General features: G+C 71.7%; 15 protein-coding genes and 1 pseudogene. 14 read left to right on the plus strand and 2 right to left on the minus strand.

Annotated elements, in window-relative coordinates; genetic code table 11:
- Window positions 1–3 precede the first annotated feature (3 nt).
- The 3 genes from BKA14_RS36595 (at window position 4) to BKA14_RS45360 (ending at window position 4,726) form a co-directional block, all read left to right on the plus strand.
- On the plus strand, window positions 4–2,457 hold the full coding sequence (locus BKA14_RS36595; protein WP_184955316.1) for a glycoside hydrolase family 2 protein: 2,454 nt from the start codon (window positions 4–6) through the stop codon (window positions 2,455–2,457).
- Window positions 2,458–3,309: 852 nt separating this feature from the next.
- Window positions 3,310–3,843 carry an MFS transporter gene (locus tag BKA14_RS45355; protein ID WP_308441158.1) on the plus strand — a complete coding sequence of 178 codons (534 nt, stop codon included), beginning with the start codon at window positions 3,310–3,312 and terminating at the stop codon, window positions 3,841–3,843.
- Between the two features lie 55 nt (window positions 3,844–3,898).
- Window positions 3,899–4,726, plus strand: coding sequence for an MSCRAMM family protein (locus tag BKA14_RS45360; RefSeq protein WP_184955317.1), 828 nt, complete (start codon window positions 3,899–3,901; stop codon window positions 4,724–4,726).
- A gap of 153 nt (window positions 4,727–4,879) precedes the next feature.
- On the opposite strand, the gene ilvD is transcribed toward BKA14_RS45360, so the two are convergent.
- Window positions 4,880–6,727 carry a dihydroxy-acid dehydratase gene (gene ilvD / locus BKA14_RS36610; RefSeq protein ID WP_184955318.1) on the minus strand — a complete coding sequence of 616 codons (1,848 nt, stop codon included), beginning with the start codon at window positions 6,725–6,727 and terminating at the stop codon, window positions 4,880–4,882.
- A gap of 101 nt (window positions 6,728–6,828) precedes the next feature.
- Between ilvD and BKA14_RS36615 the strand changes: the two are divergent.
- The 8 genes and pseudogenes from BKA14_RS36615 to serA all read left to right on the plus strand — a co-directional run.
- Window positions 6,829–9,126, plus strand: a pseudogene (locus BKA14_RS36615) (putative bifunctional diguanylate cyclase/phosphodiesterase); the annotation flags it as partial.
- Between the two features lie 232 nt (window positions 9,127–9,358).
- Window positions 9,359–11,188, plus strand: coding sequence for an acetolactate synthase large subunit (locus BKA14_RS36620; RefSeq protein ID WP_184955319.1), 1,830 nt, complete (start codon window positions 9,359–9,361; stop codon window positions 11,186–11,188).
- Window positions 11,189–11,190: 2 nt separating this feature from the next.
- Complete coding sequence (ilvN, locus tag BKA14_RS36625; RefSeq protein ID WP_184955320.1) at window positions 11,191–11,706, plus strand: acetolactate synthase small subunit; 516 nt, start codon at window positions 11,191–11,193, stop codon at window positions 11,704–11,706.
- A 13-nt stretch (window positions 11,707–11,719) separates the two neighbouring features.
- The gene (gene ilvC / locus BKA14_RS36630; protein WP_184955321.1) at window positions 11,720–12,733 is read left to right on the plus strand and encodes a ketol-acid reductoisomerase; all 1,014 of its coding nucleotides are present in this window, start codon (window positions 11,720–11,722) and stop codon (window positions 12,731–12,733) included.
- A 276-nt stretch (window positions 12,734–13,009) separates the two neighbouring features.
- Entirely contained in the window at window positions 13,010–16,744 is a 3,735-nt protein-coding gene (locus BKA14_RS36635; RefSeq protein ID WP_184955322.1) for an ALF repeat-containing protein, read from the plus strand.
- A complete protein-coding gene (locus BKA14_RS36640; RefSeq protein ID WP_184955323.1) occupies window positions 16,744–17,124 on the plus strand; it encodes a hypothetical protein in 381 nt (126 codons plus the stop codon). Before BKA14_RS36635 ends, BKA14_RS36640 begins: the two co-directional genes overlap by 1 nt.
- Before the next feature lie 168 nt (window positions 17,125–17,292).
- Complete coding sequence (gene mpgS / locus BKA14_RS36645; protein WP_184955324.1) at window positions 17,293–18,534, plus strand: mannosyl-3-phosphoglycerate synthase; 1,242 nt, start codon at window positions 17,293–17,295, stop codon at window positions 18,532–18,534.
- Between the two features lie 83 nt (window positions 18,535–18,617).
- Complete coding sequence (serA, locus tag BKA14_RS36650; protein WP_184955325.1) at window positions 18,618–20,222, plus strand: phosphoglycerate dehydrogenase; 1,605 nt, start codon at window positions 18,618–18,620, stop codon at window positions 20,220–20,222.
- Window positions 20,223–20,244: 22 nt separating this feature from the next.
- On the opposite strand, the gene BKA14_RS36655 is transcribed toward serA, so the two are convergent.
- Entirely contained in the window at window positions 20,245–20,580 is a 336-nt protein-coding gene (locus BKA14_RS36655) for a hypothetical protein (RefSeq protein ID WP_221478485.1), read from the minus strand.
- Window positions 20,581–20,914: 334 nt separating this feature from the next.
- On the opposite strand from BKA14_RS36655, the gene BKA14_RS45365 reads away from it, so the two are divergent.
- The 3 genes from BKA14_RS45365 to BKA14_RS36670 all read left to right on the plus strand — a co-directional run bounded on the left by BKA14_RS45365 (window position 20,915) and on the right by BKA14_RS36670 (window position 26,410).
- Window positions 20,915–24,679, plus strand: a complete 3,765-nt coding sequence (locus BKA14_RS45365; RefSeq protein WP_184955327.1) for an HNH/endonuclease VII fold putative polymorphic toxin — start codon at window positions 20,915–20,917, stop codon at window positions 24,677–24,679.
- Between the two features lie 9 nt (window positions 24,680–24,688).
- Complete coding sequence (locus BKA14_RS36665; RefSeq protein WP_184955328.1) at window positions 24,689–25,087, plus strand: Imm50 family immunity protein; 399 nt, start codon at window positions 24,689–24,691, stop codon at window positions 25,085–25,087.
- A 297-nt stretch (window positions 25,088–25,384) separates the two neighbouring features.
- Window positions 25,385–26,410: a 3-isopropylmalate dehydrogenase gene (locus tag BKA14_RS36670; protein WP_184957176.1), complete on the plus strand. Its 1,026-nt coding sequence runs from the start codon at window positions 25,385–25,387 to the stop codon at window positions 26,408–26,410.
- Window positions 26,411–26,525 lie beyond the last annotated feature (115 nt).

A 26,525-nucleotide genomic window follows, 5' to 3' on the forward strand; every position in this document is an offset into this window, starting at 1 on the left:
ACCGTGACCTCGTACCGACCCCTGCACGAAGGCTGGACCCTCACCGGAGGCGACATTTCCGGTGTTCCGGCCGCCGTGCCCGGATGCGTGCACACCGACCTGCTGCGGGCCGGGCGGATCGACGACCCGTACCTGGACGCCAACGAGACCCGGCTGGGCTGGATCGGGCGTACGGAATGGGAGTACTCGACGTCTTTCACCGCCACTCCCGGCGGGCGCACCGACCTGGTCTGCGCCGGCCTCGACACCGTCGCGGCCGTCGAGCTCAACGGCGAAGTCATCGGTGAGACGGCCAACATGCACCGCGGTTACCGTTTCGACGTCAGCTCGCTGCTGGTCGACGGGGACAACGATCTGAAGGTCACGTTCAAGAGCGCTTACTCGTACGCCGAGGGGCAGCGCGACCGGCTGGGGGCGCGCCCCAACGCGTATGACGAGCCGTTCAACTTCATCCGTAAGCAGGCCTGCAACTTCGGGTGGGACTGGGGCCCGACGCTCGTGACGGCCGGCATCTGGCAGCCGATCGGGCTCGAGACCTGGTCGACCGCCCGGCTGGCCGAGGTGCGGCCCCAGGTCACGGTGACCGGTGGCGTGGGACGGGTCGAGCTGCGGGTCCGCCTCGAACGCCTCGTGGAGAGCCCCGTCAAGATCACTGCCTCGGTCGGTGGACGGACCGCGCAGGCCACCGTCGACGGCATCGAGGCGTTGCTGATCCTCACCGTCGACGACCCCGATCTGTGGTGGCCGCGGGGTTACGGCGACCAGCCGCTCTACGACCTGGACGTCACCCTCTCGTCCGGCTCCGAGCGGCTCGACTCCTGGTCCCGCAAGATCGGCTTCCGCTCCGCGCGCGTCGACACGGCCGACGGCGGGTTCACCGTTGTGATCAACGACGAGCCGATTTTCGTACGGGGAATCAACTGGATCCCCGACGACGTCTTCGCCGACCGGATCACCCGCGACCGGCTGGCCGCCCGGTTCCGGCAGGCGGCCGAGGCCAACGTCAACTATCTGCGCGTGTGGGGCGGCGGCCGCTACGAGTCGGAGGACTTCTACGAACTCGCCGACGAGATGGGCTTCCTGGTCGGGCAGGACTTCCTGTTCGCCTGCGCGGCCTACCCCGAGGAGGAGCCGTTCCGCTCCGAGATCGAGGCCGAGGCGCGCGAGAACGTCGTGCGGCTGGCGTCGCACCCGAGCCTCGTCGTGTGGACCGGCAACAACGAAAATCTGTGGGGCCACGAGGACTGGGACTGGAAGCCCGCGCTGAACGGGCGCACGTGGGGCGCTGGTTTCTACTACGACCTGCTCCCTCGGATCGTCGGCGAACTCGACCCGACCCGCCCGTACTGGCCCGGCAGCCCCTACTCGGGCAGCCCCGACCGCTACCCCAACGACCCGGCCTACGGCACCACCCACATCTGGGACGTGTGGAACACCGACGACTACACGAAATACGCCGCCTACCGCCCGCGCTTCGTGGCCGAGTTCGGTTTCCAGGCCCCGCCCACATACGCCACCCTGCGCCGCGCGATCTCCGACGACGTGCTCGCGCCCGACTCGCCCGGCATGGCCCACCACCAGAAGGCCATCGGCGGCGACCACAAGCTGGCCCGCGGTCTGGCCAACCACATGCCGGCTCATGCGAGCTTCGACGACTGGCACTATCTGACCCAGCTCAACCAGGCCCGCGCGCTGGCCTTCGGCATCGAGCACTTCCGCTCGCTGAGCCCGCTCTGCACCGGCACGATCATGTGGCAGCTCAACGACTGCTGGCCGGTCACGTCGTGGGCCGCGGTCGACGGCGACGGCCGCAAGAAGCCCCTCTGGTACGCCCTGCGCGACGCCTACGCCGATCGGCTGCTGACGTTCCAGCCCCGTACGGGTGCCCCGCTCACCGCCGGAGGTCCGCTCACCGACATCGAGCCCGGCGCGGTCTTCCCGCCCGACGGTGCCCCGGCCCTGGTCGCGGTCAACGACGGCCGCACGCCCTGGACCTTCGGCACCACCGTGACCCGCCGCAACCTGACCGGCGACGTGCTGGCCACCTTCCACGCGTCGGCCACCGTCGCCCCCGGCTCGTCGGTGACGCTGACACTCCCGGCCGACGTGGCCACGCCCGGCGACCCGCGCACCGAACTGCTGGCCACCGACACCGGCACGACGTGGTTCTGGGCGTCCGACAAGGACATCCCGTGGCCTCGCGCCGACTTCACCACTTCGGTGTCGCGGGCCGGCGACACCACCACGGTGACCGTGCACGCGTCGACGATCCTGCGCTCCCTCACCCTCTTCCCCGACCGTCTGAACCCAGCCGCCACCCCGGACCGCGCGGCAGTCACCGTCCTGCCCGGCGAGTCGGCCACCTTCACGATCGCCTCCCCGGAGCCGCTCGACGAGGCCGCCCTGACGAGCCGCCCGGTCCTGCGATGCGTGAACGATATGGGGTCGACGCGGTGATCGCTTAGACCCTGTGGACAACCCCGGATTGTGGATAACCCGTTTCCCCCCGCCCGGATTCGATACGCTTTTTTAGGGTGGCGACCCCCGGGCGGGAGGGCCGTATTCGCGGTGTTGTCGGTTCGGCGGCACTCGGGTGGCATGGTCATGTCGGCGTCGCTGTCGGTCTGGCGGCACTCGGGTGGGAGGGCCTTGTCTGCGGCGGCTGTCGGTTTGGCGGCACCCGGGAACGCCGACCGGGGTTCTCCTTTCCGGTTCGGCTCGGGCACCGCGGGTCCGTGAGGAGATGCACCGAGTTCGCCGAGTCGGTCCGGCGCCGGCCGGGCATGTCTTTTCGGGTCTGATGCGCACCTGACCAGCAGCGTCCTGACCGCCGTCGTCCTAGCGTCTCTCTACTCAGGACCGACCGTGGCGCCCACCCCCGCGCCCGAGGTCTCCGCGGAGATCTGGCCAACCGGCCCCGACGGCGACTTGGGCTCCGTCCTGAGCCGGTGTCGCTGAATCCACGCCGCAGCTGCCGTCAGCATCAGCACCGTTATCGAGACCTGGCACGCGGGCCAGCCGGGCACGGAGGTGGCCGCGGTGCCGCTCGGGTCGGAGCCGTTCGGGTGGGCCGACGGCGTGGGCGGGGTGCTGCTCGTGGCCGACGCCGCCTCGGTGGCAGTTCTGGGCGGCGGCGGGCGAGTCGGCGTCGCTCGAGGCGGTGCGGTCGCGGGCCGGGGCGTCCCAGGACAACACGTCTGCGCAGGCGTGCTGGGTCGAGGGCAAGTCGATGGGGCGTGACCGGTAGCGATCCGAATTTGATCTTTCCCGGAGGGCAACTTACGCCGGGGTCGCGTCGTTGCTCGATGCGTGAGCACCGCTGAGCAGAGGAGCCACCGGCAGACCCTCGAGGTGCTCGCCGGGCTGATGCTCGGCATGTTCCTGGCCGCGCTCGACCAGACGATCGTCACCGCGGCCATCCGGACGATCGGCGACGACCTGCACGGGCTCAGCGTGCAGGCCTGCGTGACCACGGCCTACCTGATCACCGTGACGATCTCGACCCCGCTCCACGGCAAGCTCTCCGACATCTACGGCCGTGAACGGATCTTTCTCGCGGCCATCTCGATCTTCGTGGTGGGCTCGGCGGCGTGTGCGTTCGCCGGGTCGATGTATCAGCTGGCCGCGTTCCGGGCGGTGCAGGGGTTGGGCGCGGGAGGGCTGTTCTCGCTGGCCCTGGCTATCCTGGGCGACCTCGTGCCGCCCCGTGAACAGGCCCGCTACCGGAGCTTTTTCCTGGCCGTGGCCGGCTCGGCGAGGGTGCTGGGACCGGCCGCTGCGGGGCGGGCCGGCTCCCACCCCGCAGGAACATGCCCTCGCTCATGCCGACCTGGCCGACCTTGACGCCGACCTCGCCCGGTTGTTCGACACCGGGCCCTGCCTCGAACGGACGCCCGACATGGAAACTGCCACGCTGCCCGACGACGCCACCGCCCTCGACGAGCCGACCGGGCCCGGGGACGCGGTGGTGCGCGGCCGGATCGACGGCCCCGGCGGCCTGCCGCTGCCCGGGGCCACCCTCACGATCACCGACTTCGGCGGGCAGCAGCTGGCCCGCGCGGTGACCGGTGCGGACGGCACGTACCGGATGGTGCTGCACACCGGTGGCTCGTTCCTGCTCATCTGCGCGGCCGACCGGCACCAGCCCGCGGCCGCCGTGATCAACGTGGCCGCCGGTGAGATAAGGCGGGTGCTGTCGCTGGCCGGCGCCGGGCAGATCACCGGGCGCGTCACCGATCGGGCGGGCCGCGGGCTGCCCGGCGCGACGCTGACGCTGACCAACACGAAGGGCGAAGTCGTGGCGACCACGACGGCCGGGGCGGACGGGCGTTATCAGCTGCCCGGACTGGACGGGCCGGAGTACACACTGACGGCCACCGCGGCCCACGCGCGGCCGGCCTCGCGGGCGGTGTCGCCCAACGAGCCCGGCCCGGTGGACCTGACGCTGGCCGTGGGCGGGGTGCTGACCGGCAACGTACGGGCGGCCGGCTCGGGGCACCCGATCCCGGAGGCGTCGGTGGTGGCCGTGGACCGTCATGGGCGGGTCGCGGGGGCGGCCACGACCGATCACGAGGGCCGTTACGAGCTGTGCGATCTGCCGCCGGGGGTGTACACGGTGGCGGCCAGCGGACACGCACCGGTGGCGACGCGGGTCGAGCTGACCGGCGACCACGCGGCCCACGACATCACGCTGGGCACACCGGCCGTCATCGGCTCACTCCACTGACGTGATCGTCCGGATCTCGGTGGCGTCCCTGTCGAGCGGGCCCGGCACGACGAGCGTGCGCTCGAAGTGCGGCCCGTCCGGAGCGAAGGGCGTGGTGGAACGGCCGAGGCCACGCACCCGGTCGGTGCGTGGCCTCGGCTGCGTTCGGGTTTTCTACTCCGGGACCTTGCGGTACGCGCCGTCGCTGGCGCTGGTGGCCATGGAGGCGTAGGCGCGCAGGGCCGCTGACACCGGGCGCTGCCGGTCGAGCGGGGTGTACGGCTTGGGGCGCCGCTCCTGCTCGTGGCGGCGCTGGGCCAGGGTTTCGTCGTCGACGTGCAGGGTGATGCCACGGCCGGGGATGTCGATGCTGATCTCGTCGCCGGTTTCGACCAGGGCGATCAGGCCGCCCGCGGCCGCCTCGGGGGAGACGTGGCCGATGGACAGGCCGCTCGTGCCGCCGGAGAAGCGGCCGTCGGTGATCAGGGCGCACGCCTTGCCGAGGCCGCGGCCCTTGAGGAACGACGTGGGGTAGAGCATCTCCTGCATGCCGGGGCCACCGCGCGGGCCCTCGTAACGGATGATCACGACGTCGCCCTCGACGACCTGCTTGCCGAGGATGCCGTCGACCGCGGCGTCCTGCGACTCGAAGACGCGGGCGGGGCCGGTGAACTTCCACAGGGTCTCGTCGACGCCGGCCGTCTTGACCACGCAGCCGTCGGGGGCGAGGTTGCCGAAGAGGATGGCCAGGCCGCCGTCGACCGTGTAGGCGTGGTCGATCGAGCGGATGCACCCGTTCTCGGCGTCGACATCCAAGGTTGCCCAGCGGTTGGTGGTGCTGAACGGCTGCGTCGTACGCACCCCGCCCGGCGCCGCGTGGAACAGCTCCAGAGCCGCGGCCGAAGGCGCTCCGCCGCGGATGTCCCACTCGTCCAGCCAGGAGGTCAGGTCGGGGGAGTGGACCGAGCGGACGTCGGTGTTGAGCACGCCGCCGCGGTTGAGTTCGCCCAGCAGCGCGGGGATGCCACCGGCCCGGTGCACGTCCTCCATGTGGTACTTCGGGCTGTTCGGCGCGACCTTGGCCAGGCACGGCACCCGGCGCGAGATCGCGTCGATGTCGGCCACCGAGAAGTCGATCTCGGCCTCGCGCGCGGCGGCCAGCAGGTGCAGCACGGTGTTGGTCGAGCCGCCCATCGCCACGTCGAGCGCGACCGCGTTCTCGAAGGCGGAGCGGTTGGCGATGCTGCGGGGCAGCACCGACTCGTCGTTCTCCTCGTAGTACTGCTTGGCGATCTCGACGATCAGCGAGCCCGCCTTCTCGAACAGCGCCTTACGGGAGGCGTGCGTGGCCAGCGTCGAGCCGTTGCCCGGCAGCGACAGGCCGATCGCCTCGGTCAGGCAGTTCATCGAGTTGGCGGTGAACATGCCGGAACAGGAACCGCAGGTCGGGCAGGCCGAGCGCTCGATGGTGTCGAGCTGCGCGTCGGTCACGTTCTCGTTGGCGCTGGCGCTCATCGCGTCGACCAGGTCGAGCTTCTCGTGCACGACGCCCTCGATGGCGACCGTCTTGCCGGCCTCCATCGGGCCGCCCGAGACGAACACGGTCGGGATGTTGAGCCGCAGCGCGGCGATCAGCATGCCGGGGGTGATCTTGTCGCAGTTCGAGATGCAGACCAGGGCGTCGGCACAGTGCGCGTTGACCATGTATTCGACCGCGTCGGCGATCAGCTCGCGGCTGGGCAGCGAGTAGAGCATGCCGCCGTGGCCCATCGCGATGCCGTCGTCGACCGCGATCGTGTTGAACTCGCGGCCGACCCCGCCGGCCTCGGCGATCGACTCCGCGACCAGGCCGCCGAGGTCTTTGAGGTGCACATGACCCGGTACGAACTGGGTGTAGCTGTTGGCGATGGCCACGATGGGCTTGCCGAAGTCGTCGTCGGTCATCCCGGTGGCGCGCCAGAGGGCACGCGCGCCGGCCATGGTCCGACCGTGGGTCGAGGTCCGGGAACGCAGGTCAGGCATCCCCTCAGTGTGCCACTCGGAGAAGTAAGGACCGCCAATTGCGTCCACAAGACGGGACACGGGGGCTACTTAAATAGATCAGGATCAGGCAGAGTGTTCGCGTGCAATCACCGTCCGGCGTGGAGCTGGCCGGGCTGGCGAGCCTTCTGGTCGCGGTCCCGGCCGTCGCCCTGCTGGGCGATTCCGGTCGCAAACACACCGGTGCCGCTCGTCGAGCCCATCTTCTTCTGGCCGCCGGGGGAGCCGTGGCGACCGCGGCCGCCCTGGCCGGCGTGATCACTGTGCTTCTCACCACGGCCGCGCCGCCGCGCATGGGCCTGGGCTCGGCGGTCGCCGGCGGCACCGCCCTGGGCGTGCTGATGCTGCTGGTGGGGGTGGCGGTGCTGCCCGGCGCGGCCGAGAGCGCGGCCGCGGCCGTCCGCCACCTGCTCGACGGCCTGGTCATCGCGGCTGCGATCTGGTTCGTGGGCTGGGTGCTGCTCGCCGAGCCGACCCGCCTGCTGGGCGACGCGGCTCCCATGGCCTGCCCTTCGGTGCTGATCCCGGCCGGCTTCGCGGTCGTGTCGCTCGGGCTCACGATCGTGCTGGCGTTGCACGCCCATCGCCCGCGGCTGACCACCGTACGGGTGGCGGCCGGCGTGACAGTCGTGTCGTTCGCGGCAGTGGCCATCGCCGGCGGCATCTGCCAGGACCGGGACGGCATGGTGCTGGCGGGCGCCTTGATGCTGCCCGCGGGCCTGTTCGTGATCGCGCGGGCAGTGAAGGTGGCCGACCGCCCGGTCGAGGTCGTGGGTGACGTCGTCGAGCGCAACACGGCGTACGCGGTCGTGCCCATGGTCGCCATGGTCAGCGCGCTCGGTTATCACCTCGTCCGGGGCGGCGATTTCGACCTGTACGGCTTCCTGGGCGCCGCTGTCGAGGGCTTCGCGCTGGTCGGGCGGCAGTTCCTGGCCCTGCGTGACGTCCGGCGCTACACGCTCGAGCTGCGCGAGCGCGAGGCCCATTTCCGCGAGCTGGCCCACACCGACCCGCTGACCGGTCTGGCCAACCGCCGGGGCCTGCAGCGGGCCCTGCGCGCCGGCGGCGATTCGCGCGTGCTGGTCGGCATCGACTTGGACGGCTTCAAGACGGTCAACGACATGCGCGGGCACGACGTCGGCGACGCGGTGCTGACCGAGGTCGGCGAGCGGGTGCGGCGCAACCTGCTGGACGGTGACGTGGCGGCCCGGCTCGGCGGCGACGAGTTCGCGGTGCTCATGCGGGGCAACGCGGAGGAGGCCATGCTCACCGCGCATCGGCTGCTCGCGGTGCTCGGGGAGCCGTACGAGGTCGACGGTCTGGCGGTTTTCCTGTCGGCCAGCATCGGCGTGGCCGACTCCAACCAGCTCAGCCCGGCGGACACCGGCGAGCTGATCCGCGACGCCGATCTCGCGTTGCGCTACGCCAAGCAGCGCGGCAAGAACCGGGTCGAGCGCTATCAGGCCCGCTACGACGAGCTGCTGCGCCGCCGGGGCACGCTGGAGAACGAGCTGCGCCACGCGATCGACCGCGACCAGCTGCGGCTTGTCTTCCAGCCGGTGGTGGCGCTGCCCTCGATGCGGCCGGTGGGCGCCGAGGCGCTGTTGCGCTGGCACCACCCGACGCTGGGGTCGGTGCGGCCCGACGAGTTCATCCCGGTCGCTGAGGAGTCGGGTTTGATCAACCGGGTCGGCGCCTGGGTGCTCGAGCAGGCCTGCATCCAGCTGGCCGAGTGGCTCTCGCGCGGGCACGACGTGTGGGTGTCGGTCAACTTGTCGCCCAAGGAGCTGCATTCCACCGATTTCGCGGGGCACGTGGCCGAGGTGCTCGAGCAGCACGGCGTGCCGCCGCAGCGGCTGGTGCTCGAGGTGACCGAGCACGCTGTGGCCACCGACATGGAGGAGCTGATCAGCCGGCTGGCCGAGCTCCGGGCCACCGGCGTGCGGATCGCGCTCGACGACTTCGGCGCCGGTTATTCGTCGCTGGGCCAGTTGCGCACGTTGCCGGTCGACATCCTCAAGATCGATCGGGCCCTGGTCGCCGAACCCGAGTCCCGTACGGGCATGGCCGCGCCGCTGGTCGACGTGGTGGTGCGGATGGGGCACCGGCTGGGCCTGGAGGTGCTGGCCGAGGGCATCGGCACGCCGGCGCAACGGGCCGCGGTCGAGGAGGCGGGCTGCCGGCTGGGCCAGGGCTCACTGTTCGGATGGGGCGTGCCCGCCGAGCATCTCGAGGCCCAGTTGCAGACGCTGCGGCAGGGGTCCAGCCGCCCGGCGCCGGCACCCCGTTCGGCTCCGCCCGCCGACGCCGCCGCGCGCAGCCAGGTGGTCATGCTCGGCCCCGGAATGCGGCAGCTCAGGGCGTTGTTGCCCAGCGATCCCGGGTTCGTGGCTCCCACGGGTGAGAGCGAATGATCAAAATGTGGGATCAGTTGACTCACGGCTTGAGATGCGGCAAGGTGGCTGGCATGTGCTTCGCGTCCCGAGTACTTATGTGAGCGCACTCCAGCCCCCTGAGTGGGCGAGAGTGCGCTAGGTCCCGTGCTACCCAGCACGAGGGCCTTTTTTGTTGCTCAAGTAACGGAACGCCCAACCCGTAAAGGTATGAAGTGCCATGACGAGACCCACTCCTGAGACCCTCGCCCACCGAGCCAACCCGGCCACTGTCGCGGCGGCCGCCACCTCGGCCCCGGCCGTAGCCTCCCCGGTTTCCACCACGGGCGCCGGCGCGCTCGTGCGGTCGCTCGAGGCGCTCGGGGTCGAGGTCGCGTTCGGCATTCCCGGCGGCACGATCCTGCCGGCGTACGACCCGCTGTTCGACTCCAAGGTGCGGCACATCCTGGTCCGGCACGAGCAGGGCGCCGGCCACGCCGCCACCGGTTACGCGCAGGCCACCGGCAAGGTCGGCGTCTGCATCGCGACCAGCGGCCCGGGCGCGACCAACCTGGTCACCGCGATCGCCGACGCCTACATGGACTCGGTTCCGATCGTCGCCATCACCGGTCAGGTCTCCCGCCCCGCGATCGGCACCGACGCCTTCCAGGAGGCGGACATCCAGGGCATCACGCTGCCCATCACCAAGCACAACTTCCTGGTGCAGACGCCCGAGGAACTTCCGCGCATCCTGGCCGAGGCGTTCCACCTGGCCGCCACCGGCCGGCCGGGGCCCGTGCTGGTCGACATCCCGAAGGACGTGCAGCAGGCGCAGACCACGTTCTCCTGGCCGCCGACGCTCGACCTGCCCGGCTACCGCCCGACCCTGCACCCGCACGGCAAGCAGATCCGTGAGGCGGCCCGGCTGATCGCCGCGGCCAAGCGCCCGGTGCTCTACGTGGGCGGCGGCGTGCTCAAGGCCGACGCCACCGACGGGCTGCGCCGGCTGGCCGAGCTGACCGGCATCCCGGTCGTCACGACGCTGATGGCGCTGGGCGCGTTCCCCGACTCGCACCCGCAGCACCTGGGCATGCCCGGCATGCACGGCACCGTCCCCGCGGTCTACGCGCTGCAGAAGTCCGACCTGCTGATCACGCTGGGCGCCCGCTTCGACGACCGGGTCACCGGTCAGCTCGACTCGTTCGCGCCGGACGCCAAAGTGGTGCACGCCGACATCGACCCGGCCGAGATCGGCAAGAACCGGCACGCCGACGTCCCGATCGTGGGCGACGCCCGGCACGTGATCGACGAGCTGATCGCCGCGGTGTCGGCCACGGCCGAGGGCGCCGGGCAGTACGAGCCCTGGTGGTCCACGCTCAACGAGCTGCGTCAGCGCTACCCGCTGGGCTACGAGGAGCCGACCGACGGCTCGCTGGCCCCGCAGTACGTGATCGAGCGGATCGGCGAGCTGGTCGGGCCCGACGCGATCTACTGCGCGGGTGTCGGCCAGCACCAGATGTGGGCCTCGCAGTTCATCAAGTACGAGAAGCCGGGCACGTGGCTCAACTCGGGCGGCGCGGGCACGATGGGATACGCCGTCCCCGCCGCGATGGGCGCCAAAGTCGGCCGGCCGGAGACCCCGGTCTGGGCGATCGACGGCGACGGCTGCTTCCAGATGACCAACCAGGAGCTCGCGACCTGCGCCCTGGAGGGCATCCCGGTCAAGATCGCCGTGATCAACAACGGCAATCTGGGCATGGTCCGGCAGTGGCAGACCCTGTTCTACGACGGTCGCTACTCCAACACCGAGCTGGGCACGCACAAGCACCGCATCCCCGACTTCGTGAAGCTGGCTGAGGCGCTGGGCTGCGTCGGGTTGCGCTGCGAGTCCAAGGACGACGTCGACAAGATCATCAAGCAGGCCATGGAGATCAACGACGCGCCGGTGGTCATCGACTTCACCGTCGGCAAGGACGCGATGGTCTGGCCCATGGTCGCGGCCGGCACCAGCAACGACGAGATCATGTTCGCCCGGGACGTGCGTCCCGAATTCGAAGAGGACGACCTCTGATCATGAACAAGCACACTTTGTCCGTGCTGGTCGAGAACAAGCCGAGTGTGCTTGCTCGGGTCAGTGGCCTGTTCTCCCGGCGCGGCTTCAACATCGACTCCCTGGCGGTCGGCGAGACGGAGAACCCCGACGTCAGCCGCATCACGATCGTGGTCAACGCCGACTCCTCACCCCTGGAGCAGGTGACCAAGCAGCTCAACAAGCTGGTGAACGTCCTCAAGATCGTCGAGCTGGACCCGCAGCAGTCGGTTCAGCGCGAGCTCCTGCTGGTCAAGGTGCGCGCCGATCGTGCGCAGCGCAGCCAGGTGCTCGAGACGGTCGAGCTGTTCCGGGCGAGGGTGATCGACGTCGCTCCGGACACCCTCACGATCGAGGCCACGGGTAACCCCGACAAGCTGGACGCGTTGCTGCGCGACCTCGAGCCGTACGGCATCAAAGAGATGGTCCAGTCGGGCCTCGTGGCTATTGGCCGCGGTTCCCGGTCCATCACCACCGGCCCGGCGCTCCGCGCCGCCTAGTAAAAGGAAAGAAATGACCGCGGAAGTTTTCTACGACGACGACGCCGACCTGAGCATCATCCAGGGTAAGAAGGTCGCCGTGATCGGGTACGGCAGCCAGGGCCACGCCCACTCGCTGTCCCTGCGCGACTCGGGCGTCCAGGTGGTGGTCGGTCTGCAGGAGGGCTCCAAGAGCCGGGCCAAGGCCTCCGAGCAGGGCCTCGAGGTCAAGACGCCCGCCGAGGCGTCCGCCTGGGCCGACGTGATCATGGTCCTGGCGCCGGACACCGCTCAGCGCAAGATCTACACCGAGTCGATCGCGCCCCACCTGTCCGCGGGCAAGGCCCTCTTCTTCGGTCACGGCCTCAACATCCGGTTCGAGCTGATCAAGCCGCCGGCCGACGTGACAGTGGCCATGGTCGCCCCCAAGGGCCCCGGCCACCTGGTCCGCCGCCAGTACGTGGACGGCAAGGGCGTGCCGTGTCTGGTCGCCGTCGAGCAGGACCCGACCGGTGACGGTCTCGCGCTCGCGCTCTCCTACGCCAAGGCGATCGGTGGCGCCCGGGCCGGCGTCATCAAGACCACCTTCAAAGAGGAGACCGAGACCGACCTCTTCGGCGAGCAGGCCGTGCTCTGCGGTGGCACCGCGGCGCTCGTGCAGACCGGTTTCGAGGTGCTCACCGAGGCCGGCTATGCCCCCGAGATCGCGTACTTCGAGTGCCTGCACGAGCTCAAGCTGATCGTCGACCTCATGTACGAGGGCGGCATCTCCCGGATGCGCTACAGCGTGTCCGACACGGCTGAGTTCGGTGACTACGTCAGTGGCCCGCGTGTCATCAACGCCGACACCAAGGCGGAGATGAAGCGGATCCTGGCCGACATCCAGTCCGGCGAGTTCACCCGCCAGCTGATCGAGGACGACGACAACGGCCGCCCGCTGCTGACCAAGTACCGCGAGCAGGGTGCCGCGCACCCGATCGAGGTCACCGGCAAGAAGCTGCGCGACATGATGAGCTGGGTCGACCGGCCCATCACCGAGACCGCCTGATCCTCCGCTCCATCGCGTGCCCGGCCTCCGTGGAGGCCGGGCACGTCGCGTCTGTGATCCCTTTCTCGTCCTCGCCGCGACCCGGTGGACATCCACGATCTTGATCGTGTGATTGAATGCCCGCGGCGCGTAGCCATCGATCCGGGTGATTGGTCGATCGTCGCGCCCACGGGGGCTGTGAAGACGAGGGTTGGGCACTGCTGTGGCCAATCGTCATTCCCCGTGCCCGGCGGCCGTTCGGTTCGCCGGGTCGCACGCTGAACGGGGATGCATTTAGTGAGATCTGCCCAGAGGTTCCGGGCGGCGGCAATGGCCTCGCTGGCCGCCGTGATCGTCGGAACTCATCTCCACGCTCCACCGGCCGCCGCGGCGCCGCTCCCGGGCCGGGCCGCCGCGCGAGCCGAGACCGACCCGCCGCCCGTGCCCGACCTGCCACCGCTGATCACCGAGACGTGGAACGGCACGACCGGTGTGTCGGCCACTGACGAGCGGTGGCGCAAGGCGGTCGCCGACGTGGCCGAGTTCACGCCCGAGCCCGAGGTGCGTGACGCCGCCCTGGCCGCGCTGGCCGGCGGTAACCCGGCCACCATCCTCAAGTTCGCCACGGTCGACAAGCCGGCCCTGGAGAAGCAGATCGCCGCCCGCAAGAAGCAGGAGGCGGCCGACAACCTGGCCACGATCCGCGCCATGGCCGGGACGGGCGGGGCCTATTTCAACGCCGAGGTGCAGCGGGTGCTGGCCGGCACCGACAGCGATCGTGCGGCCTTCCTGGCCTACGGGGCCGGCATCGCCCGCGACCGGGACGCCCAGGTGGCGCGGACGGCGGCCGAGCGGGCGGCAACGTTGCGTGAGCGTGTCGGTCTGGTGGCGGCGGCCGCGCCGCCGGAGTCGAACGTCAAGCGGGCGGCCGAGGCCGCGTTGGCGGGCGACGACGCGGCGATCACGGCCTTCCTCGCCACGGGCTACCTCACCGCCGCGCGGCAGGACGCGGCGGAGCGTGAGCAGTATCTGAAGGACCTCGAAGCGCGCAACAAGGCGGCCGAGGAGCTGACCGACCTCGCCCAGCGTTCCGAGCGGGCCAATGTGGCGCGGCGGCAGATGCTGGTCGCGCACGGTGAAGGCGTCCGGGCGCTGCAGCGGGCGGCGAACGCGATGGCGGCCACGGCGAACGCGGCCCGGCACGCCTCGCGGGTGCTCGACGGCAGCGGCACGGCGGCGCAGAAGGCGACCGACCTCACGACGGCCAACAACGAGGCGAAGCGGCAGCTCGGCTACGCCCAGGCGGCGGCCCGGGAGGCCTCGATCGCGGCGGCGACGGCGTCGTCGGCGGCCGACGTACTGATCGCCACCGGCCTCGAGTACGGCGCCGAGTGGTCGCTGATCGCGCAGGGCATGAGCGAGGCGGCGACCGCGGCGGTCGGTGCCACGCAGACGGCACAGTTCGCGATCGACGCGACCATCGCCACCAACAACGCCGAGACCGCGCAGGCCAAGGCTGAGGCGCACGCGGCGCAGGCGATCAAGTGGCGTCAGCACGCCGAGGAGCACGCCAAGGCGGCGGCCAAGCTGGCGGCCGCTGCGGTCAAGCAGACGGCCGCGGCCAAGACGGCCGCCGCACGCGCCAAGAAGGCCCGGGAGCAGGCTCAGGCGGCCGAGGCCAAGTCATGGGCGCAGGCCGAACAGACCCGTAGGCACCGCGAAGCGGCCGAGGCGCAGGCGGCCGAGGCCAAGCGGCAGCGCCAGATCGCCGAGGCCGAGCGGGCCACCGCGGCCCGGCACCGGGCCGAGGCCGAGCGGCAGGCGGCCGTGGCCCGCAACGCGCGGGCCAACGCCGACGCCCAGGCCGCCGTCGCGGCGTCCGCACGCTCGAAGGCCGAGAACTCCAGCGCCGCCGCGCAGGCGGCCGCCGGCCGGGCGTGGGAGAAGGAGAGCGAGGCGGGCCGGGCCCGTGACGCCGCCGTCCAGGCCGAACTCGACGAGCAGACCGCCAAGGCTTACGCGCAGGCGATGCGGGCCGGAGTCGCGGCGGCCGGCAGCGCCGCCGAGCGGGACGCGGCGCAGCGGGAGGCCGACGCGGCGGATCGGCAGGTCGGGGTGGCCAGTGGCGCGGCCCGGTCGGCCCGGTCGTCGGCCAACACAGCGACCGGCGCGGCGGCCAACGCGCGCGCCGCGGCCACCCAGGCTCAGCAGGCCGCGGACCGGGCGGCCGTCGCGGCCAAGCGGGCGCGGCAGGCGGCCGCGGCGGCGGATGCGGCGGCCGACAGCGCCGAGGCGAGCGCGCGGGCGACCCATGCGGCACGGGTGCGCGCCGATGCCAAGGCGGCAGTGGCCACGGCCGAGGAGACCAAGGCCGCAGAGGCCGCGCGGACGGCGGTCCGGCTCAGTGACCAGGCCGCCGAGGAGGCCGTCCAAGCGCTGTGGGCCGCCAACCGGACCAGAACCGAGGCCGAGGCGGCCACCAGTGAGGCAGTGGCGGCGGCGACCCAGGCCGAGATGGCGGTGCGGGCGGCCACGGCGGCACGGGACTCGGCAGCCGGCATCGCCGAGCCGGCCAACACCGCGATCGCCATGGTCTCGCCGTTCACCGGGGCCGACATCGACGCCGACTTCGTGGCGCTCGTGGCCGAGCAGGCCCGGACCATCGGCGCCGAGCAGGCAGCCGCGGCCCAGGCCCGCGCCGAGGAGGCGCTGACCGCCGCGCAGCGGGCCGAGGCCGCCGCCGACCGGGCCAACGCGCAGGTCAAGCCGGCCTTCACCGCGGCCGCGCAGGCGGCCCGATCGGCGGCCGACGCAGCCGCCTCGGCCGCCGAGGCCAAGAAATATGCCGCCCAGGCGGCCGCGGACGGCGCAGCCGCCCGGGCCGCGGCGGCCGGTGCTGCCCGCGCCGACGCTCAAGCCCGGGCCGACGCCCTGGCCGCACGGCAGGCGGCCAACGAGGCCGCCAGCGACGCCGCGATCGCCGGGCGCAGCGCCCAGCAGGCACAGGCCGAGGCCAACGCGGCCAACAGCGCGGCCTCGGCCGCCGAGGCCGACGCGGCCGCTGCTCGCGGGGCGGCCGACCGCGCCGAATCGGATGCCGCGGCCACCAAGCGGGCGGCCGACCGGGCCCAGTCCTACGCCGACAGCGCCGCCGCCGCGGCGTCGAGCGCCCTCCAGCACGCGGTCGAGGCCCAACAGGCGGCCGAGCGGGCCGAGGAGGCGGAACGTCAGCGCGAGCTGGATCGCCGCCGTGAGCTGGTCGAGGGCACGAGCTCGGCGCCCACCGGCGCGGAACGCGACGAGCTGCTGGCCATGCTGCTCGGCGGCGAGGAGGACGAGTACAAACAGCTCGAGGAGATGGCCGGCAAGGACCTGCTCGACTATTTGAAGGAAGCGATCCCGGGCCTGATCGACGACCTCACGCCGTGGGGCGACATCAAGGGCTGCTTCATGGAGCGCAACTGGACGGCCTGCCTTTCGCTGGCGCTGACGTTCGCACCCGGTGGCGGGCTGCTCAAGGCGGGCAAGATGGCCAAGAAGCTGCTCGAGCACGCGCCGAAGATCAAGAAATTCCTGGACGACGTCAACAAGGCCAAGAAGCGTCTCGAGGAACTGAAGGAGAAGGCGCGCAAGCGGAAGAACCCGGATGAGCCGCAGGCCTGCCCGATCCGGCCCAACCCCGCGGCGGCCAAGGGGGCGTCCCGGACGGCCGTGGCCCAGGGGGGCGGCGGCTGGTGCATGGACGACGACGAGCGCCGCGAGTACGCGCCGGACATCGCAGGCGGGCACGCCAACGGCAAGCACGGATCCGAGTTCCCCGGCATGTCGCAGGCGGATCTGGAGAAACTGGTCGACGACGTGATGGCAAACCCGTCCCGGACGAAGGATCTGGGCAGCGGGCGCAAGGCTTATCTGGGCAAGGACGGCCGGACGATCGTGATTCACGACCCGATGCACCCGGACGGGGGCACAGTGTTCAAGGGCAAGAGCGACCCGGACGCGTTCGAGGAGTACTGGGAGGAACTCAACTGATGACCGACGTGCGACCGGCCGCGATCCTGAACGACGACGAGACCGCGCTGCTGATCCGGGCGCTCGGCGAGTGGGGCGGACCGGCCCGGTGCAGTGACGAGATGGCGTACGCGATGGGCTTCGCCGACGCCGCCGACCTTTACACCGGGTCGAGGCGGCTGAGTCACGCGATCCGCGACGACGTGCCGCTGTCCCCGGCCGACTGGGCCCGGGTCCTGCTGGCCACCGAGGTCGTCTTCGTCAGCGATCTCGTCGGGTCGGGCTACGAGTGGTCGACCACGACCGGGCGCAGCGACGAGGGGACCATCCGCTTGCTGCGCGGCCTCCAGAGGCAGCTCGGTAAGGTGATCAAGCCGTACTACGGAAAACGTCCGCAGTAGTGAAAGGGCCCGGATCTCCCTCGTTCGCGAGCGGGATCCGGGCCTTTCCGTGACCAGGCGATTACCTGAAACGCGTGCGTTACTTCCCCTTTACCTGGGCCGCTTCCGAAACTGAATTGTGCGCTGTTCGGGCCTTTGCGGGTGCGTTCCGGCGGGTATCTTCGCGAGATGCGACTGGCTGATTCTTTTCGGAGTGAGCGCTTCGGTGCGGTCCGGATTCATGAGCTGCAGCGGGTGATCGAGCTGGACTCGGGCACCTCGGTCGGTGCGGGCAGCCAGGTTGTGCCGGCCGAGGCGCTTCGCGCCGTGGAATCGCAAATGGTCATTGTCGTTCCGTGCATGAATGAGACACGCACCGTCATCGAGGGCGTCCTCTCCGGCATTCCGCACGACTGTCTGATCATTCTGGTCTCGAACAGCGATCGCGGTCCGGTCGACCGTTACGAGATCGAGGCGCAGACGGTCGAGCAGTTCTGCCGGCTGGCCGGGCGCTCGGCGATCACCGTGCACCAGAAGGACCCGGGCGTCGCCGCGGCGATCAAGGCGGCCGGCATGCCCGAGCTGATCGACGACGACGGGCTGGTCCGCAGCGGCAAGGGCGAGGCGATGCTGCTCGGCATGGCCCTCGCCGCGATGACCGGCCGTCGCTACATCGGCTATGTGGACGCCGACAACTACGTGCCGGGCTCGGTCCACGAGTACTGCAAGGTCTACGCGGCCGGGCTGCACCTGGCCGGCTCGCCCTACTCGATGGTCCGCATCTCGTGGCACTCGAAGCCCAAGCTGCGCGACAACCGCCTGTTCTTCAGCCGCCGGGGCCGCAGCTCGCAGATCACCAACGAGTGGCTCAACCGGTTCCTGGCCGAGTATTCCGACTTCGGCACCGAGGTGATCGCCACCGGCAACGCCGGCGAGCACGCGATGACCCTCGACCTGGGCCTCAAGCTGCGCCTGGCCGGCGGGTTCGCGGTCGAGCCGTACGAGTACATGGACATGTTCGAGCAGTTCGGCGGCGTGCTCGAGAGCACCGATCCGGACGTGATGGCCAGCTCGGTGCCGGTGCTGCAGATCGAGACCCGCAACCCGCACTTCCACGACAACAAGGGCGAGGAGCACGTGCAGGGCATGCGGATGCAGGCCCTCAACGTCGTCTACCACTCGCCGGTCACGCTGCCCGCCGTGCGCCAGGCCATCGTGGAGTTCATGGTCGAGCAGGGTGCGCTCGAGGTGGGTCAGGAGCCGCCGCGGGAGCGCGTCTACCCGCCCGTCGGCACGCTCGACCTCGACCTGCTCTACGACGCGCTGGACGCCGAGGCGCTCAGCTTCCGCCAGCCCGACGGGCTCGCCCTAGCCGGCCGTCCGGCGTCCCCGCCCATCGATCGGGACAAGATTCCGAGGCGTGTTGCCTAAGTAACCACGGTGTGATGGTCGTCACATCACTGTGGATCTATGGGACTGCATACGATCGGGTCCCGCGATCCCGGAGGCTGCCCGTGACGCCCGTCGTTCTGATCGCCGAAGAGCTGGCCCCCTCCGCCCTCGACGTGCTTGCGTACGACTACGACGTCCGCCGGGTCGACGGCACCGACCGGGCCGCCCTGCTCGCGGAGGTGGCCGCGGCCGACGCGCTGATCGTCCGCAGCGCCACCCGGGTCGACGCCGAGGTGCTGGCGGCCGGCTCGGGGCTGCGCGTGGTGGCCCGGGCCGGCGTGGGGCTCGACAACGTCGACGTGCCCGCCGCCACCGCCCGCGGTGTCCTCGTGGTCAACGCGCCGACCAGCAACATCGTGTCGGCCGCGGAGCAGGCGATCGCGCTGCTGCTCGCGGTGGCCCGGCACACGGCCACCGCCTCGGCCGCGCTCAAGGCGGGCCGCTGGCAGCGTTCCCGCCACGTCGGCGTCGAGGTGCAGGGCAAGACGGTCGGCGTGGTCGGGCTGGGCCGCATCGGCGTGCTGTTCGCCCAGCGCATGGCGTCGTTCGGCACCCGGCTGATCGCCTACGACCCGTACATCCAGCCCGCCCGGGCCGCGCAACTCGGCGTACGGCTGGTGGGTCTGGAGGAACTGCTGCGCGAGAGCGACTTCATCTCGGTGCACCTCCCGCGCACCCCGGAGACCGTGGGCCTGATCGGCGAGAAGGAGCTGACGCTCGTCAAGCCCGGGGTCCGGATCGTCAACGCGGCCCGCGGCGGGCTGATCGACGAGGCCGCGCTGGCCGCCGCGCTGGCCGACGGCCGGGTGGCCGGGGCCGGGCTCGACGTGTTCGTCACCGAGCCGACCACCGAGTCCCCGCTCTTCGCCTTCGACAACGTGGTGGTCACGCCGCATCTGGGCGCGTCCACGGCCGAGGCGCAGGACAAGGCGGGCCTGTCCGTGGCCCGCAGTGTGAAACTCGCGCTCGACGGCGAGTTCGTCCCCGATGCGGTCAACGTGCAGGCCGGCGGCGTGGTCGACGAGGACGTGCGGCCGTTGCTGGCGCTGGCCGAGAAGCTGGGCAAGGTCTTCACGGCGGTGGCGGGCGGGATCGCGGCCACCGTCACGGTCGAGGTGCGCGGCGAGATCGTCTCGCACGACGTCGGGGTGCTGCGCCTCGCGGCCACCAAGGGGCTGTTCACCGCGGTCGTGGACGAGCGGGTGACCTACGTGAACGCCCCTCAGCTGGCCCTGGACCGGGGGGTCGAGGTCGAGCTCGTGGTCAGTGACGAGCCCGCCGATCATCACAACCTGGTCACCGTACGCGGGGCGCTGCCCGACGGCCGGGCGGTGAGCGTGGCCGGCACGCTGACTTTGCACGGCGCCCGCGAGATCGCCAAGCTGACCGGCGTCGACGGTTTCGACCTCGACCTCACCGCGGACGGTGTGCTGCTCTTCTTCCGCTACAGCGACCGTCCCGGTGTCGTCGGCGCGATCGGCACGCTGCTCGGCGAGGCCGGCGTCAACATCGCGGCCATGCAGGTGGCCCGGCGCGAGGCGGGCGGCGAGGCGCTGATGACGCTGACCGTCGACTCGTCGGTCGACGCGGAACTGCTCTCCGGCGTGGCCGCCGCGATCGGCTCGGCCCGGGGCAGTGCGGTCGACCTGCGGCTCAACGGCTCCTGACCGGCTCGGCTTCCGACAGGACTCAGAGGCTCCTGACCGGCGGCGGATAGACCGTGCCGTCCTGCAGGTCGAGCAGGTCGAGGTTGAGTTCGGCGGCCAGCCGCTCGATCGTCTCGAGCACCTGGTCGGGGCAGTTCTCGTCCAGCCGCATCTGGATGTGGTCGGCCGCGGCGTGCAGCGGGGCGTGCGCCCATGGTGAGCCGGCCGCCGTGGCGCGCGGGCCACGGTCGGGATAATCACTGGTCAGAGCGTCGTAGAAGGCGACGACGCGCGGGTCGGCCGGGCGCTGCGGGTGCTCACCGCGCGCGCATCGCGCGTTGGCGGCCCGCACGGCGTCCGGCAGGTCCGTCTTGTTCATCGCCCACACCACGAGGTCGAAACTCACCGGCGCATGGTGCCATCGCGGAGCCCGGCAAGCGCGAAGAAGCCGTTCCGACACGCGGGCGCGGCCCCCGCGCCGATGCGCCCAGGAAAGATCACACACGGCCGGGCCGCCACGCCGGACAGTGATGTGGTTGAATTCCCGCGGCGATCAGCCCATCGATCGAAATGATTCCGATCGGTCGTGGCGCTCAACGGGGGACGAGCGTCGCGCCCGTGCGTGTCAGCGCGCACGGAGGTGGTCGGCCGGCCCCCCCGGCCGGCCTTGCGTGCCGGTCGGTGACCGAGCACGCGAAACGGGGATTCCAGTAGTGAGCATCCGCACGCGCGTCCGCGCGGCGACATTCTTGTCGCTGACCGCGGCCGTGGTCGCAACATATCTGCACGCGCCGCCCGCCATGGCGGCCCCGGCCGCCTCGAGGGTGGTGGCGCTCGCCGAAGATCCACCCCGGATCGAGGTGCCGCCGCTGATCACCGAGACGTGGAACGGCACCACCGGCGTGTCGGCCACGGACGAGCGGTGGCGCAAGGCGGTCGCCGACGTAGCCGAGTTCACCGCCGAGCCCGAGGTCCGGGCGGCTGCTCTGGCCGCGCTGGCGACGGGTGACCCGGCGATCATTCTGCGGTTCGCCACTGTCGACAAGCCCGCGCTGGACAAGCAGGTCGCGGCGCGCAAGAAGCAGGAGGCGGCCGACAATCTGGCCGCCGTCCGCGCGCTGGCCGGCACCGGCGGCCAGTACTTCAACGCCGAGGTGCAGCGCGTGCTGGCCGGCACCGACAGCGACCGGGCGGCCTTCCTGGCCTACGGCGCCGACATCGCCCGCGACCGGGACGCGAAGGTGGCGCGCAGCGCGGCCGAGCGAGCGGCCGCCCTGCGCGAGCGCGTGCGGATCGTCGCCGCCACCGCCCCGGCCGAGTCGAACGTGAAGCGGGCCGCCGAGGCCGCGCTGGCCGGCGACGACGCGGCCGTCAACGCGTTCCTCAGCACCGGCTACCTGGCCGCGGCGCGCCTGGACGCGGCCGAGCGCGAGCAATACCTCAAGGACCTGGAGGCGCGTAACAAGGCCGCCGAGGAGCTGACCGAGCTGGCCCAGCGCTCGGCCCGGGCGAACGTGGCCCGCCGCCAGATGCTGGTCGCGCACGGCCAGGGCGTACGGGCCCTGCAGCAGGCGGCCAACGCGATGGCCGCGGCCGCGAACGCCGCCCGGCACTCGGCGCGGGTGCTCGACGGCGGCGGCACGGCGGCCCAGAAGGCGCCCGAGCTCACGACGGCCAACAACGAGGCGAAACGTCAGCTCGGGTACGCCGAGGTGGCCGCTCGCGAGGCGGGCATCGCGGCGCAGACGGCCACGTCGGCGGCCGACGACCTGATGGACACCGGGCTCGACTACGGCGCCGAATGGTCGCTGATCGCCCAGGGCATGAGCGAGGCAGCCACCGCCGCGGTCGGCGCCGCCCGCACCGCGCAGTTCGCCATCGACGCGACCATCGCCACAAACGCCGCCCAGGGCGCCCAGGCCCAGGCCGAGGCGCACGCCCAGCAGGCGATCAAGTGGCGTCAGCACGCCGAGGAGCACGCCAAGTCGGCTGCGAAGCTGGCCGCCGCCGCGGCCAAGCAGGCCGCGGCGGCCAAGACTGCGGCCGCGCGTACCAAGAAGGCCCGGGAGCAGGCCCAGGCCGCCGAGGCCAAGGCGTGGGCCGCCGCCGAGCAGGCTCGCCGGCACCGCGAGATCGCCGAGGCGCAGGCGGCCGAGGCCAAGCGGCAGCGGCAGATCGCCGAATCGGAGCGGGCCAACGCGGCCGCCGCCCGGCAGCGCGCCGACGCGCAGGCCGCGATCGCCGCGAACGCCCGGGCTAACGCCGACACCCAGGCCGGCATCGCGGCCAACGCCCGCCGCCAGGCCGGCTCGGCTGACTCGGCCGCCGACGAGGCCAACAAGCGCGCCTGGGATCAAGAGAACAACGCGATGCGGGCGCGCGACGACGCGATGGCTGCGGAGCGGGCCGAGCAGACCGCCAAGGCCGAGGCGGCCACGCGCCGGGCGTGGGCGGCCCAGGCCGCCGGCAGTGCCGACGCGGCCGAGGCGCAGCGACAGGCCGACGAGGCCGGGCGGCAGGCCGGCGTGGCCGGCACCGCGGCCCGCAGCGCCCGTTCGTCGGCGAACACAGCCACCGGCGCGGCCGCCAACGCGCGGTCGGCAGCCACGCAGGCCGACCAGGCCGCGGCCCGGGCGTGGGCGGCCGCCGAGAGGGCGCAGGCCGCCGCGGCGCGCGCCGACGCCGCGGCTGACGCCGCCGAGGCCGACTCCCGGGCCGCGCACTCGGCGCGTCTGCAGGCCGACGCGCGCGCCGCCGAGGCCACCCGCCAGGAGGTCAAGGCGGCCGAGGCGGCCCGCGCGGCGCAGCAGCTGGCGTCGCAGGCCTCCGAGGAGGCCGTGCAGTCGCTCTGGGCGGCCCAGCGGACGCGGGACGAGGCTCAGGCGGCGACCAGCGAGGCCGTCGCCGCGGCGGCCCAGGCCGACGTCGCGGTCAGCGCGGCCAACGCCGCGCGCGTCTCGGCGGCCGGCATCGCCGAGCCCGCCAACACCGCTATCGCGATGGTGTCGCCGTTCAGCGGGGACGACATCGACGCCGATTTCGTCGAGCTCGTCGCCGCCCAGGCCCAGGTGATCGGGGCCGAGCAGGCGGCCGCGGCCAAGCGCCGGGCCGAGGAGGCGGTGGTCGCGGCCAACGCGGCCGCGGAGGCCGCACGACTGGCCAACGAGCAGGTCAAGCCGGCCTTCAACGCCGCCGCCGCGGCGGCCGCGTCGGCCGCGCAGGCGGCGCAGTCCGCGGCCGAGGCCAAGCAGTCGGCCGCGCAGGCGGCGGCCGACGGTGCGGCGGCGCGCGCGGCCGCGGCCAGTGCGGCCCGTGCCGACGAGCAGGCCCGGGCCGACGCCGTCGCGGCCCGCAACGCGGCCAACGAGGCCGCTTCCGACGCCGCCATCGCGGGCAAGGCGGCGGCCGCGGCGCAGAGCGAGGCCGACGCGGCCAACGCGGCCGCCTCGCGCGCCGAGTCCGACGCCTCGGCGGCCCGGGGTGCGGCCGCATCGGCCGAGCGGGACGCCGCGGCGGCCGAGGCGTCCGCGGCCAGCGCGCAGAAGCATGCCGACAGCGCGGCGATCGCCGCCGACCAGGCCCTGGGCTATGCCGTCGAGGCGCAGAAGGCCTTCGAGCGGGCCGAGGCGGCCGATCGTGAACGGGAGCGGCAGGAACGCGTCGAAGACATTGAGGGCGGCGGCGATCTCACGCCGGACGAGGAGAAGGACCTCCTGGCCTCGATGACGCCCGAGGAGCGGGCTCGCTACCAGGCGGCCAAGGCGCAGGCCGACCAGGGCATCCTCGACTTCATCAAGGCCAACGCCGGCGATCTTGTCCTGAGCCTGCTCGGGCTGGACAACATCAAGGGCTGCTTCATGGACGGCAACATCTCGGCCTGTCTGTGGGCGCTGGCCGACTTCATTCCGTGGAGCAAGGCGCTGAGCCTCACCGCCGACCTGGTCAAGTTCGCGCCGAAGATCGCCCGTTTCGTCAACGCCCTCAGTGGCGCCCGCAAGGAGGTCGACGAGCTCACCGACCTGGCCAAGGCGCGCAAGAAGGCCGACGAGATCCCCTGCACCGGCCTGGCCGCTGCGCGGAGCGGGCTGCGGGCCCAGGCGTCCGCGAAATCCGCGGCGGCCGGCGAAGCCTGTCCGATCAACGCGACGAAGACGCTGGCCAGCCGCAGCGCGGCCTTCCGGGACGCCAAGCGGGACCTCAAGATCCCGATGAACAAGGTGCCCGACAAGGTGGAGCGGGTGCCGATGACCGACAAGTTCGGCAACCCGGTGCTCGACGCCAACAAGCAGCGGATCATGACACGGGAGTACCACTTCACCCGCGACGACGGCAGCAAGGTGGTCATCCAGGACCACTCGGCCGGGCACCAGTTCGGTGAGGGTGGCGTCGGCGACCAGGGGCGGCACCTGAACGTGCGGCCGGGCGACAACACCCGTACGGGCAAGGTCGAGGGAACCGCCCAGCACTATGAGTGGTAGGTAGTCGGTATGACCGGATGGACGCAAGCACTCGGCAACCCGGAGGGCATCCTCGCCGTCTACGGCGGTGAGCCGCCGGAACTGGCCGCTGTTCACGTCCACGAGGTGACGCTCCACCGTGACGGTCCTTCGCTGACCGTCACGGTGGACCTGCCGGTGTTCCCAGCCCGGCCACCGGCGAAATGGGTCCGGGAGCGTTACGACGTGGTGCAGATACAGCTCAGGTTCTTCGGGCTGACCGACGTCGAGCTGCGTGGGTTCGGCACCGACCCGATGGCGGACATCGTGCTCAGTCCCGGTGACCCGGTGCGGGTCGAGATCGTCTCGCCCGTGCTGACCCTGACGGCGTCGGCCGGTTTCGTCGACGTGGCCGGAATTTCCGCATATCAGGCAGCCGGCTCTCGGTGAGGCACCTTGCGCGTCATTAGTCCGTATCGCTAGCGTTGCCGGTGCCGCTCGTCGGGCGGGCCTGTCTTCGGGTGACGGTGCCTGCTCGTCCGGCGTGCATTTGGCGGGACCGAGCCACGCGTACTCGTCGCTACAGCCCCCGTTGCCGTTTGCCGCGGCACGGGGGCTGTTCGCGTCCCGCCCCTACTCGCCGGTATTACCCTTAACGCTCACTAGGTGGGACCGACGTACCGAAGATCGGGAACAAGGCGCTAGCCTGAGGCCCGACGGAACTCGACCGGAGGAGCAGACGTGAGCGTGGCGCGGATCGCGGTGGTGGCCGGCGACGGCATCGGTACCGAGGTGACCGCGCAGGCTCAGAAGGTCGTCGAGGCCGTACTGCCGGGCACCGAGTTCAACGACTACGACCTCGGCGCGCGGTTCTACAACCGCACCGGTGAGGTGCTGCCCCAGGCCATCCAGGACGAGCTGGCCCGGCACGACGCCATCCTGCTCGGTGCCATCGGCGACCCGAGTGTGCCGCCGGGCGTGCTCGAGCGCGGCCTGCTGCTCAAGCTCCGCTTCGACTTCGACCAGTACGTGAACTTGCGCCCGTCCAAGCTCTGGCCCGGCACGACCAGCCCGCTGGCCGGCATCAAGCCGGGCGAGATCGACATGGTTGTGGTGCGCGAGGGCGTCGAGGGTCTCTACGTCGGCGCCGGCGGCGTCCTGCACAAGGACACCCCCGCCGAGATCGCGACCGAGGAGAGCCTCAACACGCGGCACGGCGTCGAGCGGGTCGTCCGTGACGCGTTCGCCCGGGCCCAGCGGCGCGAGCGCCGCCACGTGACGATGGTCCACAAGACCAACGTGCTGACCAAGGCGGGCGGCCTCTGGGCGCGCACCTTCGCGGCCGTCGCGGCCGAGTTCCCCGAGGTCACGACGGAATACCAGCACATCGACGCGGCCAGCATGTTCATGGTCAGCAACCCCCAGCGGTACGACGTGGTCGTGACCGACAACCTCTTCGGTGACATCCTCACCGACATCGCCGCGGCCGTTACCGGCGGCATCGGCATGGCGGCCAGCGGCTCCGTCAACCCGGAGCGCACCTACCCGTCGACGTTCGAGCCGGTGCACGGCTCCGCGCCGGACATCGCCGGTCAGGGCATCGCCGACCCGGCGGCCGCCATCCTCTCCGCATCGCTTCTGCTCGAGCACCTCGGCCACCACGACGAGGCCCGCCGAGTATCCGAGGCGGTCGCAGCCGAGGTCGCGTCCCGCACCCCGGGCGCGCCGCTGCGCACCGCCGAGGTCGGCGACCGTATCGCCGCCGCGCTGTAAACAAGCAGCGCCGGGGGCACTTCACCCGCTGCGGTCTGTGGATTGAACGACCGTTCGGGTAGATTCATGAAGCACTACGGGTGCTTCCGCATGCCCTCATTCGTCTTGTCAGAAA

It is taken from the genome of Paractinoplanes abujensis, from assembly GCF_014204895.1.
GTDB lineage: Bacteria > Actinomycetota > Actinomycetes > Mycobacteriales > Micromonosporaceae > Actinoplanes > Actinoplanes abujensis.